Source organism: Prosthecomicrobium sp. N25 (assembly GCF_037203705.1).
Classification (GTDB): domain Bacteria; phylum Pseudomonadota; class Alphaproteobacteria; order Rhizobiales; family Ancalomicrobiaceae; genus Prosthecodimorpha.
The window spans coordinates 178,039-192,493 of the sequence record NZ_JBBCAT010000002.1 but is presented as its reverse complement, the minus strand read 5'-3'; the positions used below and the strand labels follow the sequence as shown (position 1 = coordinate 192,493).

Sequence of the window (14,455 nt, the reverse complement as noted above, 5' to 3'; positions counted from 1 at the left end):
CCCATCCCCACAGAGTCTTCCCCGCATCATCGCCGAGCCGGTCACCCCGCGTCGATGCGCGTCATCTCGGCCCGGAACGCGGCTGCGATCTGGCCGGCGTCGCGCAGCACCTTCTTGCGCTCGAGCGTCAGCACGGTGCGGTCGCGCATGAGCCAGCGGCCGGCGACCATCACGTCGCGCACGTCGCTGGCGAGCGAGGCGTAGACCAGGGTCGCGTAGACGTCGTAGACGGGCTGGACCCTCGCGGACGAGAGGTCGATGCGGACGAGGTCCGCCTGCTTGCCGGGCTCCAGCGAACCGATCCGCGCCTCCAGACCCAGGACGCGCGCCCCCTCCCGGGTCGCCATCCGGACCACCTCGACGCAGGGCATCGGCTTACGGCTGTGGCCCGCGAGCTTCTGGAGCATGGTCACGGGGCCGAACTGGGCGAGAAGATCGAGCGTGTTGCCGCTCATCGGTCCGTCCGTCGCGATCCCGACCGGGATGCCGGCCCGCCGCATCGCCTCCACCGGCGCGATGCCCCGCCCCGCCTTGGCGTTCGAGCGCGCATTGTGGGCGACCGTCGCGCCGGCCTCCGCCATGCAGGCGATGTCGTGGGCGTCGACATGCAGGCAATGGGCGCAGATCAGGCCGCGCCGCAGGAGCCCGGCCTTGCGGACCAGCTGCACCGGCCGCAGCCCGTGCCGCTCCGCGCACCACGCCATCTCGCTGTCCATTTCGGCGAGATGGATCTGCACCGGGACGCCCGGATGCTCCTCCGCCCAGGCCGCGACCCGCGCCAGCACCGGCACGTCCGTCGAGTAGGGCGCATGCGGCGCGATCGAGGCGGTGACGCGCGGGTGCCCAGCGAACTCGGCCGCCAGCGCCTCCACGAGCGCGAACCCCTCGTCCATCGTCCGGTGATCCGGCGGGTCGAAGTCGGCCAGCGTCTGCCCGACCACGCCCCTGAGGCCGGCCTCGTCCACCACCCGGCCGACTTCGGTCTCGAAGTAGTACATGTCCGCGACCGTCGTGACGCCGCCCTCGATCAGCTCCAGCACGGCGAGCCGGGTCCCGACCCGCACCATCTCGGGCGTGACGAGGCGGCGCTCGAGCGGCAGGACATAGCGGAAGAGCCGGTCGTCGACGTCCTCCCCCAGCCCCCGGAAGAGCGTCATCGCCATGTGGCAATGGGGATTGACCATCCCCGGCATGACGATGTCGCCGCCGACATCCATCACCGCGGCGCCCGGGCGGTCGGGCGGCGGACCGGCCCCCAGCCCCTGCACGACGTCGTCCCGCACCTCCACCCATCCGCCCTCCACGACCGACATGGCATCGTCGCAGGGCAGCAGGGTCGCGTTGACGAGAAGGGTGGTGCTCATGGGCCGGGCTCCGCCGCCAGGATGCAGCACTGCTCGGGAACCGGCACCAGTCGCGCCGGCGCTCCCGGCTCCAGCGGCATCCCGAGCGGCCCGTTGGCGACGATCCGGCCGGCCTCCGTCTCGCACTGGTACTGGTAGGCACGGCCGAGATAGGTCCTGAGCCCCAGCCGCGCCGGCAGTCCCCCGGGCGCGTCCGGAGGCGCCACCGCCAGACCATCCGCACGCGCGGCGAGCACGAACCGGTCCGGGATCGCCCCGAGCCCGTCCTGGTCGAGCGCCAGCCGGGCCCCGCCCTGCGCCTCGGCGGTCACCGCCGGACCGTTCCGCTCCACCACCCGCATCGGGACGAGGTTTTCGAACCCGACGAACCGGGCCGTGAAGGCGCCGTTCGGGCGACGATACAGCACCTCCGGCCGGTCGTATTGCATGACGCGTCCCTGGTGCATGATCGCCACCCGGTCGGAGATCGAGAAGGCCTCCTCCTGGTCGTGGGTCACGTAGAGCGAGGTCGTGCGGTTGGCCCGCTGCAACTGCCGGATCTCCACCCGCATATCGATCCGGAGCTTGGCGTCCAGGTTGGACAGCGGCTCGTCGAACATCAGGAGCGGCGGCTCGATGACCAGCGCCCGGGCGAGGGCGACGCGCTGCCTCTGCCCTCCCGACAGGGCCGCCGGCAGCCGGTCGGCGAAGCCGGACAGCCCGACCCGCTCCAGCATCGCCATGGCGCGCTTCGCCCGCTCGGCCGAGCCGACGCCGCGCTGCTTGAGCCCGAAGGCCACGTTGTCGCGGACGTTCAGATGCGGGAACAGGGCATAGGTCTGGAACACCAGGCCGATCTCGCGCCGGTGGGCGGGCAGGCGGGTCAGGTCGCGCGCGCCGAGTCTCACCGTGCCGGCCGACGGCTCCAGGAAGCCCGCCACGACCCTGAGCGTCGTGGTCTTGCCGCATCCCGAGGCACCCAGCAGCGACACGAGCTCGCCCGCCCCCACGGCGAGAGAGAGCTCTTCCAGCACGCGCGTCTCGCCGTAGACGGCCGAGATCCGGTCGAGGACGAGGGGTTCGCTCATGGTCCGGGCCGCCTCGCGAGGACGGTCAGGCCGAGCGTCCGCTCCACGATCGCCATCACGGCCACCGTGAAGCCCATCAGCAGGACCGATACCGACGCGATCGTCGGGTCGAAGAACTGCTCCACATAGGCGAGGATCTGGATCGGCAGGGTGGAGACCCCCGGGCCGGTGAGGAAGATCGACATGGACACGTCGTTGAGCGAGGTGATGAAGGCCAGGATGAAGGCCGCGATCACGCCGGACCGGATGTTCGGCAGGACGACCGTGAAGAAGGTCCGCCACGGCGGCGACCCCAGGCTGACCGCCGCCTCCTCGATGGCGAAGTCGAAGCCCGCCAGGCTGGCCCCGACCACCCGGACCGCGTAGGGCAGGACCAGCAGCGTATGGCCGAGTACCAGCGCCGCCGGCACGGGCACGCCGGCGCCGACCACCACGGACTTGAGCAGCGACAGGCCGAAGACGATCTCCGGGATCAGGACGGGCAGAACGAAGAGGGTGGAAAGCCAACCGGGCAGGTGAACGCGATGGCGGCTCAGCGCGTAGGCGGCCGGGATTCCGATCAGGAGCGCCAGCGTCGTCCCCGCGAGCGCGACCTGGAGGCTGGTCACGATCGTGGTCGTGAAGGCCGAGACCGCGAAGATGTTCTCGAACCAGCGCAGCGACAGGCCGCGGGGCGGGAAGGTGAGGTAGGTCGTGTCCGACAGGGCGGCCCCGACGATGATCACCAGCGGCCCGACCAGGAACACGTAGGTGAGCGCCGCGAAGCCGACGAGCAGGGGGTGCAGGCGGGTCGGCATGGCCGCTACACCGTCGCCGGGTTGAGACGCCGGGCGAGACCCGTCATCACGGCGACGACCGCCAGCGTGACCACGACCATAACGGCCGCGATGGTCGAGGCGCCGACCCAGTCGAAGCTCACCATGGCGCGCTGGTACATGAGGGTGCCGAGCACCGTCTGGCGCTCCCCCCCGAGGAGATGCGGGGTCGCGTAGGCGGTGAAGCTGCCCGTGAAGACCAGGACGGCGCCGACGATCAGCCCCGGGACCGCCATCGGCAGCACCACCTGCCGGAACGTCGCGGCCGGCCCGGCCCCGAGCGAAGCGGCGGCCTGCAGCAGATCCTCCGGGATGCCCTCCAGCACGCCCGTCAGCGTCAGCACCATCAGGGGTACGAAGAGGTAGACCATCCCGACCACGACCGCGCCCTGGCTGTAGAGCATCGGCAGGGGCTGGTCCACGACGCCGAGCCCTACCAGCGCAGTGTTGAGAATGCCGTTCTTGCCGAGGATCACGAGCCAGGCGAAGGACCGCACCACCACGCCGGTGAGCAGCGGGAAGACAGCGGCGACGATCAGGATGCCTTTCAGCCGCTTTGGCGCCCGGGCGACCACATAGGCGGTCAGGAACCCCACCACCAGCGCGATCGCCGTCGTGGTCAGCGCGATCTGTAGCGTTCGCACCAGCGCGGCCCAGCGGAAGCCGGAGTTGAAGAAGGCCGCATAGGGCGCGAAGGGCCCCTTGTCGGTCGTGAACGTCGTCCCGAGGGTCGCCAGGACGGGGAGGACCAGCAGCAGGAGCACGGCCACCGTGGCCGGCAGGGCGAGGCCCCAAGCCTTGCGCGGCGTCACGATCTCGACCCCCGGCCCCCCACGGCGCCGCTCACTTGCCGAAGAGCTCCTGCCAGCGGTCGGTCCACTCGGCCTTGGCGGCATTCATCTTCGCCATGTCGACCGGCTTGAGGGACGCCACCATGGCGGCGCCGTAGGTCCATTGCCGGGCCTGCTCGGGCGTCAGCGTCACGGACTTCACCACGGGCGCGTCGACGCCGTTCTCGGCGAGCTTCTGCTGGATGTCCGGGCGAAGCAGGAAGTCGATGAACTGGTGGGCGAGTTCGACCTCCTTCGCCCCCTTGGTGATGTTGATCGTGTTGAGCGTCGCGTAGGCCCCGTCCGACAGGTCCGCCCAGACGGCGGTCGGGACGGCCTTCTGGATCTGCGCCAGCGTGAAGTCCTGCGCGGCCGCCGTGGTGATCTCGCCGGTCGAGAACAGGTTCACGAGCTCCGACCCCGTGTTGTAGGTCTTCACGAGGTTCGGCTTCAGTCCCGCCAGGGCCTTGAAGGCCGCGTCCGGATCCTTGAACGCGTCCGAGCCCGCATAGGTGCCGGCCAGGATCACCGTCATGGGCCCGGCCGTGGTGGTGATGCCGGGCAGCGACAGGGCGCTCTTCAGGTCGGCGCGCCACAAGTCCTTCCAGGCCGTCACGGGCGGCTTCACCTTGGCGGAGTCGTAGATGATCCCGTAGCGCCCGAGCGTATAGGCCGGGCCATAGTCGCCCTGCGGCGCCTTCGCGATGTCGTACACGCCTGCAAGATTCGGGATCTTCGACCGGTCGATCTTCTGGAACAGCCCTTCCTTGATGCCGATCTCCGAAAAGCTGTCGGTGAGATAGATGAGGTCCACGCCACCCCCGCCGCGGATCTTCACCTTGTTCAGGCGATCGGCATTGTTTCCCGTCTCGTAGACGATGTCGCAGCCGCACTGCGCCTTGAACGGCTTCATCAGGTATTCTTCTAGCTTGTCGCCGTTGAAGCCCCACCAGGAGATGGTCAGCGTCTTCTTGCCCTGCGCGGGGGCCGGTCCGGCGGCGACCAGGGCGAGCGTGACGGCGGCGGCGACTGTGGCACGGAGCATGGGCAATCCTCGAAGACGATCGGCTCCGGATCGGGAGCCGACGCCAAGCTATGGTGCCCGCGAAAAAAGCTGAAGTGCAAAATGCGCGCGGCACGCCATGCTGCGACGGCATCCCTGGCGCGGCGCGCCCCGGCGCTGGCGCCCGTCCCGCAGAGATGCGAGAAGGACGGGCAGGTCCGTCCCTCGTTCCGCCTCCGAATCGGTCGTCCATGGTCGCCCTGAAGCCCACCGAGATCGAGTCCTTCCAGAAGAAGCCGCCGGCCGGCGCCAGCCTCGTCCTCGTGTTCGGTTCCGACGAGGGCCTCGTCGCCGAACGGGGCCGCGCCATCGTGAACGCCGTCACGGGCGGCGTGGACGACCCCTTCACGCTCGTCCGCCTCGCGGGCACCGACCTCGCCGGGGACCCGTCGCGCCTCGTCGACGAAGCCCTGACGGTCTCCATGTTCGGCGGGCGCCGCGTGGTCTGGTTGCGCGACCCGGGCCGCGCCAACCTGCTCGGCGCCGTCGAGCCGCTCTTCGCCATCGACGACCTGCAGAGCCTCGTGGTCATCGAGGCCGGCGACCTGAAACGCGGCACGGGCCTGCGCAAGCGCTTCGAGGACCACCCCCGCGCGGTCGCCATCGCCTGCATGGCCGACGACACCGCGGCCATCGGCCGGCTGATCGACGACGAGGCCCGCCTCGCGGGCCTGGCGGTCGATCCGGCCGCCCGCCACGCGCTCGAATCCCTGCTCGGCGCCGACCGGCTGGCGTCGCGCAGCGAGGTCCGCAAACTCTGCCTCTATGCCCATGGCCGCGGCCGCATCACCGAGGACGATGTCGCGGCGATCGTGGGAGACGCCTCGGCCTTTGCAATGGACGAGGTGGTGGACGCGGTGGCGGGAGGCGACCCCGAGACGCTCGACAGCGTCCTGACGCGACTCGAGGCCTCCGGCACCCCCGCCTCCGTGGCCGGCACCATGGTGATTCGGCACTTCCATACGCTGCAGCGCGCCCGCGCCGAGATGGAAACGGGGCAGAGGCCCGATGCCGTCGTGGAGAGGCTGCAGCCACCCGTCTTCTACAAGCGGCGCCCGGCGGTTGTCCGCCAGCTCGGTCTCTGGTCGCTGCCGCGCATCGACCGCGCTCTCGGCATTCTCGACGAGGCCATGGTCCAGTCGCGTCTGAAGCCAACGCTCGCCTCGGCCCTGCTGTCCGAGGCCTTCCTTCAGTTGGCCCGCGCCGCCCGCGCGGCCTCGTCCGCCTCGCGGCGCTGATCTCCTGAAAGCACGAAGGCCGCGGCGGGTGCTGCCCGTCGCGGCCCTCGTATTGCCCAAGGTCTCGTCCGGCCGTCAGTCCCGCAGGCGACGGCAGACCTCGTCCAGCTGCTCGAGCGTCCGATAGCGGATCCGGACTTCGCCGGCGCCCCCGTCCTTGTGCTCGATCGCGACCGCGAGGCCCAGAAGGTCGGACAAGGACTTCTCCAGCGCCTTCGTGTCCGCGTCCTTCTCGCGCCTGGCCTTCTCGGCCTTGGCGGGTTCGACGGCCTTCGGCGCCTGCGCCAGCGCCTCGGCGTCGCGGACCGTCATGCCCTCTTCGACGATCCGCGCCGCCAGACCCTCGGGATCCGCAGCGCCCACCAGCGCACGGGCATGCCCGGCCGTCAGCCGCCCCTCGCGCACATAGTCCTTCACCCTCTCGGGCAGCTTGAGAAGGCGCAGCGTGTTGGCCACGTGGCTGCGGCTCTTGCCGATCACCTGCCCGAGATCCTGCTGCGTGTAGCCGAACTCGGCGATCAGCTGCTCGTAGCCGTAGGCCTCCTCAAGCGCGTTCAGGTCCGTCCGCTGGACGTTCTCGATGATGGCGAGCTCCAGGGCCTCCTTATCGGTCACGTCCTGGACCAGCACCGGAACCTCGTGCAGGCCGGCCCGCTGGGCCGCCCGCCACCGTCGTTCGCCGGCGATGATCTCGAAGACGTTCGGCATGCCTCGGGCCGGTCGGACCAGGATCGGCTGAACAATGCCCTTCTCGCGCACCGACTGGGCGAGGTCGGCGAGATCGGCCTCCGCGAAGCTCCGGCGGGGGTTCCGGGGATTGGCGCGCACGAACTCGATCGGGACGCGCTTCGCACCGCCGCGATCCGACCCGGTGTCCGGCTCGGCCATGTCGCCCAGGAGGGCCGCAAGCCCCCGGCCCAGTCTGCGATTGTCCGCCATCACCATACCCCCAGTCCGTTTCGATACCGGAACATTCACGCCGCCGCAGCGGAGCGGAGCCGCCGTTCGCGCTGGATGATCTCCGAGGCGAGCCGGAGATAGGCCTGGCTGCCGGTGCATTTCAGGTCGTAGAGCAGCGCCGGCTTGCCGTAGGAGGGCGCCTCCGAGACCCGCACGTTGCGGGGAATGATGGTCTCGTAGACCGTTTCGCCCATGTGCTGGCGCACGTCCGCGACCACCTGGCCCGACAGGTTGTTGCGGGCGTCGTACATGGTCAGCACGATGCCGTGGATGGTGAGCTCCGGATTCAGCGACCCGCGCACCTGCTCGACCGTCGACAGCAGCTGCGACAGGCCTTCGAGCGCGAAGAACTCGCACTGTAGCGGCACCAGAACCGAATGCGAGGCCGTCATGGCGTTGATGGTCAGGAGGTTCAGCGAGGGCGGGCAATCGACGAGCACATAGGTGAAGCGCGGCACGGCCGGGTCGGTCGACCCGGCGCAGGCCGCGATCGCCTTGCGCAGCCGGAAGGCCCGGTCCGCCGTGCCGGCGATCTCCAGTTCGACGCCGAGCAGATCGAGCGTCGAGGGCGCCACCCAGAGCCGCGGCACCGCCGTCTCGACCACCACCTCCTCGATCGTGGATTCGCCGACCAGCACGTCGTAGGTCGATCGCTTGCGGGCCTTCCGCTCGATGCCCAGGCCCGTAGAGGCGTTGCCCTGAGGGTCGAGGTCGACGATCAGCACCGACTCGCCGATGGCGGCCAGCGCCGTGCCGAGATTGATCGCGGTGGTCGTCTTGCCCACGCCGCCCTTCTGGTTGGCGAGCGCGAGCACGCGAGGCGATTTCATGAGAACCGACATGGCCTGCTCCGGTCTCCCATCAGCGGGGTCTGAGCGATCGAATCACGACGATCCGGCCGCCCGGATCGATCCGGCTTGGATGTTCTACCAGATCGAGGACCCAAGATTGAGTAGCTTCGGCGAGCTCGGACGCAAAATCTTGTCCCTTGTGGAAAACCAGGGCTGCCCCGCGACGGGACAACGGCTCGGCCAACCGACAGAGGTCCGCAAGAGGCGCGAGCGCCCGCGCCGACACCGCGTCGACCGGCTCCGCGAAGGTGGCCGTGAAGCCCTCGATCCGTTCCGCATGGACCGACGCCGGGGCACCCGTCTCGCGGATCACGGTCCGCAGAAAGGACGCCTTGCCCCGGTTGCTCTCCACCAGATGCACATGCGCCCCCGGCGCGCCGGCGAGACAGATGGCCGTGACCAGGCCCGGAAAGCCCGCCCCGGATCCAAGGTCCGCCCAGCGCCGGGCCTCGGGCAACGCCGCCAAGGCCTGGGCCGAGTCGGCTACGTGCCGGGTCCAGATCCGCTCGACCGTTCCGGGGGCGATCAGGTTCTGGCTGCGCTGCCACTTCCGGACCAGCTCGACATAGACGGACAGCCGTTCCTTTGTTTCACGGGAAACAGTCAGCACGGCGTCCAGGCTGTCGGGAGTCTCGGGCAGGCGTGATGGCATTTCGGTTTCGAATCGATCGCTCTCGCGGTGCGCAGTGACCCCGCCAGGGAATCACGCCCCTGGCCCCCTCGCAAGCCCGCGGCCCTGCGGGCCGCTCTTCGCCTCCGCCTTGCGCACATGGGCGAGGACGAGGGTGAGGGCGGCCGGCGTCATCCCGTCGACGCGCGAGGCCTGGCCGATGGTCCTTGGCCGCACGGCGGAGAGCTTCTGCCGGCACTCGTTCGAGAGCCCCGGCAACCCCGCATAGTCGAAGCCGTCCGGGATGGCGAGCGCCTCGTCCCGGCGCAGGGCTTCGATATCGGCCGCCTGCCGTTCCATGTAGACCGCGTACTTGGCGTCGGTTTCGAGCTGCTCGGCCACGCCGGGAGAAAGGGCCGCAAGGTCCGGCCACAGCGCCACGAGGCGCTCGACCGTGATCTCGGGATAGGCCAGAAGGTCGAAGCAGGAGCGGCGCACCCCGTCCCGGTTCACGGGAATGCCCATACGGGCGGCCTCGCTCGGCGTCGTGGTCAGCGACCGCGCCAGCGCCCTCGCCGCCTCCACGGCCTGCATCTTGGCGGTGAACACAGCGCGGCGCTCCGCCCCCACCAGACCGAGTTCGATCCCGCGGGCCGTCAGCCGCTGATCGGCATTGTCGGCGCGCAGCGTCAGCCGGAATTCCGCCCGCGAGGTGAACATCCGGTATGGTTCGGTGATGCCCCGGGTCACCAGGTCGTCGATCATCACCCCGACATAGCCTTCCGAGCGCGTGAAGACGCAGCCGACCGTTCCGGACACGAATCGAGCCGCATTCAGCCCGGCGACCAGGCCCTGCGCGGCCGCTTCCTCGTACCCCGTGGTTCCGTTGATCTGGCCGGCGAGAAAGAGCCCCCGCGCACGCCGCGTTTCCAGGGTGGGCTCGAGTTCGCGCGGGTCCACATGGTCATACTCGATGGCGTAGCCGGGCCGCACCATGCGGACATGCCCAAGCCCCGGGATGGTGGCAAGCAGGGCCAGCTGCGCGTCCTCGGGGAGCGAGGTCGAGATCCCGTTCGGGTAGACGGTCGGATCGTCCAGTCCTTCGGGTTCGAGGAACACCTGGTGCCCCTCCCGGTCGCCGAAGCGGACGATCTTGTCCTCGATGGACGGACAGTAGCGCGGACCGCGGCTCTCGATATGCCCGCCGTAAAGGGCCGATCGCTCCAGATTGCCACGGATGACCGCATGGGTCGCGGGGGTGGTCCGCGTGATGCCGCAGGAGACTTGCGGGTTCGGCAGACGCGTCGTCAGCGCCGAAAAGGCCTCCGGCACGTCGTCGCCGGCCTGCATCTCGACCGCGCTCCAATCGATCGTGCGCCCGTCAAGCCGCGGTGGCGTCCCCGTTTTCAGGCGTCCCAGCGTGAATCCCAGGTCGGCGAAGCGCCGCGAAAGCCCCAGTGAGGGAGCCTCCCCCATGCGCCCGGCCGGCATGCGCCTGTCGCCGATGTGGATCACCCCCCGCAGAAAGGTCCCGGTCGTCACCACCACGGCGCCGCACGGGATGAACTGGCCGTCTCCGAGACGGACACCCTCCACGCGTCCATTCTCCAGAGAGAGGTCCGTGACCTCCCCCTCGACCACGGTCAGCCGCTCCGTTTCGGCGATGGCCGCCCGCATGGCCGCGGCGTAGAGACGCCGGTCGGCCTGCGCCCTGGGGCCGCGCACCGCCGGACCCTTCCGCCTGTTGAGCACACGAAACTGGATTCCCCCGAGATCGGCCACGCGACCCATGAGTCCGTCGAGAGCATCCACCTCGCGGACGAGATGACCTTTGCCCAAGCCGCCGATCGCCGGATTGCACGACATGGCTCCGATCGTATCCGCGCGATGGGTGACGAGCACGGTCGACGCCCCGACACGGGCGGACGCCGCGGCGGCCTCCACCCCGGCATGCCCACCCCCGATCACGATTACATCGGCCTTCACGTCTCTTCTCCGTCACACGGGCCATCTGGCCCTGCTCTAGCGCGTTGAACCCCCGGACGTCAAAATCCGATCGGTTCGGAGTCGAATCGGTGTTTCACGTGAAACAATGAATCGAACCGAATACGAAATGACCTTATTTTCCGATGCAGAACTGCGAGAATATGACGTCCAGGACGTCATCGACGGCGATCACCCCGGTGACTCGGCCCAGCGCATCTCCGGCATGCCTCAGTTCCTCCGCCCGGAACTCGGGAAGCAGGCCGACACTCGACGCCCGTCGCAGCGCGGACGCGGCCGTGTCCAGCGCGGCCCGGTGCCGGGTTCGGGTCAGGGCCGGCTCGGGCCCAGGCAGGAGCTGGCCGGCTGCGCGCTCGCTGATGGCGGCCAGCAGGTCGTCGAGCCCCGCACCGGTCTCCACGGAGACGCCACGTTTGCTGTCCGAGCTCAAGTCGACCTTGCTGACGAGCCGCAGGACCTTCTCCGCATCCACGTCTGCGGGCGGATCGGAAGGCGGCAGATCGGCAGCGTCGAGCCACAGCACCAGGTCCGCGGTGGACGCCCGCGTCAGGGCCCGCCGGATCCCTTCCTGCTCGATCGCATCGCCGCCTACCCGGACACCGGCCGCATCGACCAGCGTCACGGGCCAACCCCCGATGTCGAGGTGGATCTCGATGAGGTCCCGGGTCGTCCCGGGCGTCGTCGAGACGATCGCCGCCTCCCGCCGCGCCAGCGCATTCAGGAGACTGGACTTCCCGGCATTCGGCGGTCCCATCAGCACGACCTCGAACCCGGCGCGCAGGCGCTCGCCGCGATGCCCGTCGGCGAGATGCCGCTCGATGGCCGACGCCAACACGGCCGCCCCCTCCGACAGCCCCGCGCCCACCGACTCCGGAACATCCGCCTCGTCAGCGAAATCGAGCTCCGCCTCGGCGAACCCCCGCAGGGCGAGGATCTCGCTCCGCCATCCCTCGTAGAGGCGCCGCAGAGCGCCGTCCGCCTGGCGTATCGCCTGGCGCCGCTGCCACTCCGTTTCGGCCCCGATCAGGTCGGCCAGGCCCTCGATCTCGGTCAGGTCCAGACGCCCGTTCAGGAAGGCGCGCCGGCTGAAGTCCCCCGCCTCGGCAGGACGGAGCCCGTTCAGGGATCCGAGTTCCTCCAGGACGGCGGCGACCACCGCCCGTCCCCCATGCACATGCAGTTCCGCCATGTCCTCGCCGGTGAAGCTGCGCGGCCCCGGCATCCATAGAACCAGGCCCTCGTCGAGCAGGCGACCGTCCCTGGCCCGAATGCGGCGGAGCGACGCTCGGCGCGGCGGCGGCAGCCCGCCGGCCATCGTTTCGGCCACGAATCGGGCATGCGGACCGCTGATCCGGATCACGGCCACACCGGACGGCACCGGCCCGCTCGAGACCGCGAAGATCGTCTCGGCCCGGACTGCCTCCCCGTACCCCGCGGCTCCCGGGTGGGAACCGGGACCCCAAGCCCTATCTTCCTGCATTCAGGCCGAACCTCCTGGGAGAACCGTCGTGCCGCTCGCCCCCCGCAATCTCCTCGACCAAGCGCAGAGCCCCTACCTCAGGCAACACGCCGGCAATCCGGTCCACTGGCGCCCGTGGGGGCCGGAGGCGCTGGCGGAGGCGCGGGAGACCGGACGACCCATTCTCCTCTCCGTCGGCTACGCGGCATGCCACTGGTGCCACGTCATGGCGCACGAGTCCTTCGAGGATCCGGCCGTCGCCGACGTCATGAACCGGTTGTTCGTGAACATCAAGGTCGATCGCGAGGAGCGCCCCGACGTCGACCAGATCTACATGGCCGCGCTGCACGCGCTCGGGCAGCAGGGCGGCTGGCCCCTCACCATGTTCCTGACGCCGGACGGCGGTCCGGTCTGGGGCGGCACCTACTTCCCCAAGGAGGCCCGCTACGGGCGGCCCGGCTTCATCCAGGTCATGCAGGAGGTCGCCCGCGTCTTCCGCGAGGAGCCCGACAGGGTGGAGGCGAACCGGACGGCTCTCACCGCCGCCATCGAGGCGCGGGCGCGCTCGGGCGTGGCCCTCCACCGCGGCCTGCTCGACGAGGCCGGCGCCCGCCTCCTCGGCCTGATGGACCCGGTCACCGGCGGCACCCGGGGTGCGCCCAAGTTCCCGCAGGCCGCCTTGCTCGACCTCCTCTGGCGCGCCGGCCATCGGACCGGGGACTCCAAGCCGATCGACCAAGTCCTTCTGACCCTGCGCCAACTCTGCCAGGGCGGCATCTACGACCACCTCGGCGGAGGTTTCGCGCGATACGCCGTCGACGACCGGTGGCTGGTCCCCCATTTCGAAAAGATGCTCTACGACAACGCCCAGCTCGTCGACCTCCTCACCGTCGCCTGGTGTCGGACCGGGGATCCCTTGTTCCGGATCCGAATCGAAGAGACGGTCGGATGGCTCGAGCGGGAGATGCTCACCCCCGAAGGCGCCTTCGCGTCCAGCCTGGACGCCGATTCGGAAGGCGAAGAGGGCCGGTTCTACGTCTGGACGGAGGCCGAGATCGACGCGGTGCTCGGCCCGGAGGCTCCCCTGTTCAAGGCCGTCTACGACGTCACGCCCGCCGGCAACTGGGAAGGAAAGGTGATCCTCAACCGCCTCGGCGCCCTCGAACGTCGCGGGGCCGAAGAGGAGGCCCGCCTCGCCGCAGCCCACGAACTCCTGCTCCGACGCCGCGCCGACCGCATTCGCCCGGGGCTCGACGACAAGGTTCTGGCAGACTGGAACGGTCTCGCCATCGCGGCGCTGGCACGGGCCGCCGCGGTGTTGGACCGCCCCGACTGGCTTGACCTCGCCAAGCGCTGCTACGCGTTCGTCACCGGTACGATGACGCGGCAGGATCGCCTCGGCCACAGCTGGCGCGGCGGACAGCTGATCTTCCCGGGCCTTTCCAGCGACCACGCCGCTCTGACTTCCGCCTCCCTGGCGCTGTTCGCGGCGACCACCGAGCCCGCCTACCTCACCGATGCGGTCGGCTTCGCGGAAGCTCTCCATGCCCACCACTGGGACGACAGGACCGGCGGCTACTTCCTGACCGCCGACGACGCCGAGGCGTTGATCACGCGACCCAAGTCCCCCCTCGACGAGGCGACTCCGAACCCGAACGGCCTCATGGCCGAGTGCCTCGTGCGCCTGTGGATCCTGACCGGCGAGGACCGCTACCGCGAGCGGGCGGATCGTCTCCTGACGGCCTTCTCGGGGGACATCCTGGCCAACGTCTATGGCACGGCCTCGCTGCTGAATGCCCTGGACACCCGTCTCGAGCCGATCGAGGCCGTGCTGATCGCACCGGAAGCTACGGACCCCCGTGCGCTCCTGCGGGTGATCGCCGGTGCAGCGGACCGGCGCGTCGTCGCCCTGCCGCTGCGCTCGACGGCCGGTCTGCCGGCCGACCATCCGGCCCAGGGTCGCGAGGCGCTCGAGGGCCGGGCCACCGTCTATGTGTGCAGGGCCAACGCCTGTTCGCTGCCGACCACCGACCCGGACCGGCTCCAGGCTCTTCTGTCCGCCGTGCCGGTCGTGGCGCCCGACAGGGCCGCATCGCCGGGCTGAGGAGCAGGGCTCCTCTCCAAATGGACGAAACCCGGCCGGGACCGGGTTTCGTTGCATCTCCGAATCGATCAGTGTTCCACGTGAATCGCG

General features: G+C 69.9%; 12 protein-coding genes. 2 read left to right on the top strand and 10 right to left on the bottom strand.

All coding sequences use genetic code 11. The annotated features are described in order from the left end of the window. Positions 1 to 41: 41 nt before the first annotated feature. The 5 genes from WBG79_RS15680 to WBG79_RS15660 are packed head-to-tail and all read right to left on the bottom strand — an operon-like array spanning position 42 to position 5,121. Positions 42 to 1,364: an amidohydrolase family protein gene (locus WBG79_RS15680; protein WP_337358133.1), complete on the bottom strand. Its 1,323-nt coding sequence runs from the start codon at positions 1,362 to 1,364 to the stop codon at positions 42 to 44. Continuing rightward, the gene (locus WBG79_RS15675) at positions 1,361 to 2,431 is read right to left on the bottom strand and encodes an ABC transporter ATP-binding protein (RefSeq protein ID WP_337358132.1); all 1,071 of its coding nucleotides are present in this window, start codon (positions 2,429 to 2,431) and stop codon (positions 1,361 to 1,363) included. The genes WBG79_RS15680 and WBG79_RS15675 overlap by 4 nt, the downstream gene beginning before the upstream one ends. Further along, positions 2,428 to 3,228 (bottom strand): ABC transporter permease, encoded by an 801-nt coding sequence (locus WBG79_RS15670; RefSeq protein WP_337358131.1) that lies wholly within the window; start codon positions 3,226 to 3,228, stop codon positions 2,428 to 2,430. The genes WBG79_RS15675 and WBG79_RS15670 overlap by 4 nt, the downstream gene beginning before the upstream one ends. Positions 3,229 to 3,233: 5 nt before the next feature. Continuing rightward, positions 3,234 to 4,058 carry an ABC transporter permease gene (locus WBG79_RS15665; RefSeq protein WP_337358130.1) on the bottom strand — a complete coding sequence of 275 codons (825 nt, stop codon included), beginning with the start codon at positions 4,056 to 4,058 and terminating at the stop codon, positions 3,234 to 3,236. Between the two features lie 31 nt (positions 4,059 to 4,089). After that, a complete protein-coding gene (locus WBG79_RS15660; RefSeq protein ID WP_337358129.1) occupies positions 4,090 to 5,121 on the bottom strand; it encodes an ABC transporter substrate-binding protein in 1,032 nt (343 codons plus the stop codon). 209 nt (positions 5,122 to 5,330) lie between these two features. On the opposite strand from WBG79_RS15660, the gene holA reads away from it, so the two are divergent. Continuing rightward, positions 5,331 to 6,377 (top strand): DNA polymerase III subunit delta, encoded by a 1,047-nt coding sequence (holA, locus tag WBG79_RS15655; protein WP_337358128.1) that lies wholly within the window; start codon positions 5,331 to 5,333, stop codon positions 6,375 to 6,377. A 75-nt stretch (positions 6,378 to 6,452) separates the two neighbouring features. On the opposite strand, the gene WBG79_RS15650 is transcribed toward holA, so the two are convergent. The 5 genes from WBG79_RS15650 to mnmE all read right to left on the bottom strand — a co-directional run bounded on the left by WBG79_RS15650 (position 6,453) and on the right by mnmE (position 12,282). Beyond that, a complete protein-coding gene (locus tag WBG79_RS15650; protein ID WP_443147465.1) occupies positions 6,453 to 7,322 on the bottom strand; it encodes a ParB/RepB/Spo0J family partition protein in 870 nt (289 codons plus the stop codon). A 29-nt stretch (positions 7,323 to 7,351) separates the two neighbouring features. Beyond that, positions 7,352 to 8,179, bottom strand: a complete 828-nt coding sequence (locus tag WBG79_RS15645; RefSeq protein ID WP_337358126.1) for a ParA family protein — start codon at positions 8,177 to 8,179, stop codon at positions 7,352 to 7,354. Positions 8,180 to 8,198: 19 nt separating this feature from the next. Then, the gene (rsmG, locus tag WBG79_RS15640; RefSeq protein WP_337358125.1) at positions 8,199 to 8,840 is read right to left on the bottom strand and encodes a 16S rRNA (guanine(527)-N(7))-methyltransferase RsmG; all 642 of its coding nucleotides are present in this window, start codon (positions 8,838 to 8,840) and stop codon (positions 8,199 to 8,201) included. A gap of 51 nt (positions 8,841 to 8,891) precedes the next feature. Continuing rightward, on the bottom strand, positions 8,892 to 10,784 hold the full coding sequence (gene mnmG, locus WBG79_RS15635; protein ID WP_337358124.1) for a tRNA uridine-5-carboxymethylaminomethyl(34) synthesis enzyme MnmG: 1,893 nt from the start codon (positions 10,782 to 10,784) through the stop codon (positions 8,892 to 8,894). A gap of 133 nt (positions 10,785 to 10,917) precedes the next feature. Beyond that, a complete protein-coding gene (gene mnmE, locus WBG79_RS15630) occupies positions 10,918 to 12,282 on the bottom strand; it encodes a tRNA uridine-5-carboxymethylaminomethyl(34) synthesis GTPase MnmE (RefSeq protein WP_337358123.1) in 1,365 nt (454 codons plus the stop codon). Positions 12,283 to 12,310: 28 nt separating this feature from the next. Here mnmE and WBG79_RS15625 point away from each other — a divergent pair, with 28 nt between their 5' ends. Continuing rightward, positions 12,311 to 14,365, top strand: a complete 2,055-nt coding sequence (locus tag WBG79_RS15625; RefSeq protein ID WP_337358122.1) for a thioredoxin domain-containing protein — start codon at positions 12,311 to 12,313, stop codon at positions 14,363 to 14,365. Positions 14,366 to 14,455: the final 90 nt, after the last annotated feature.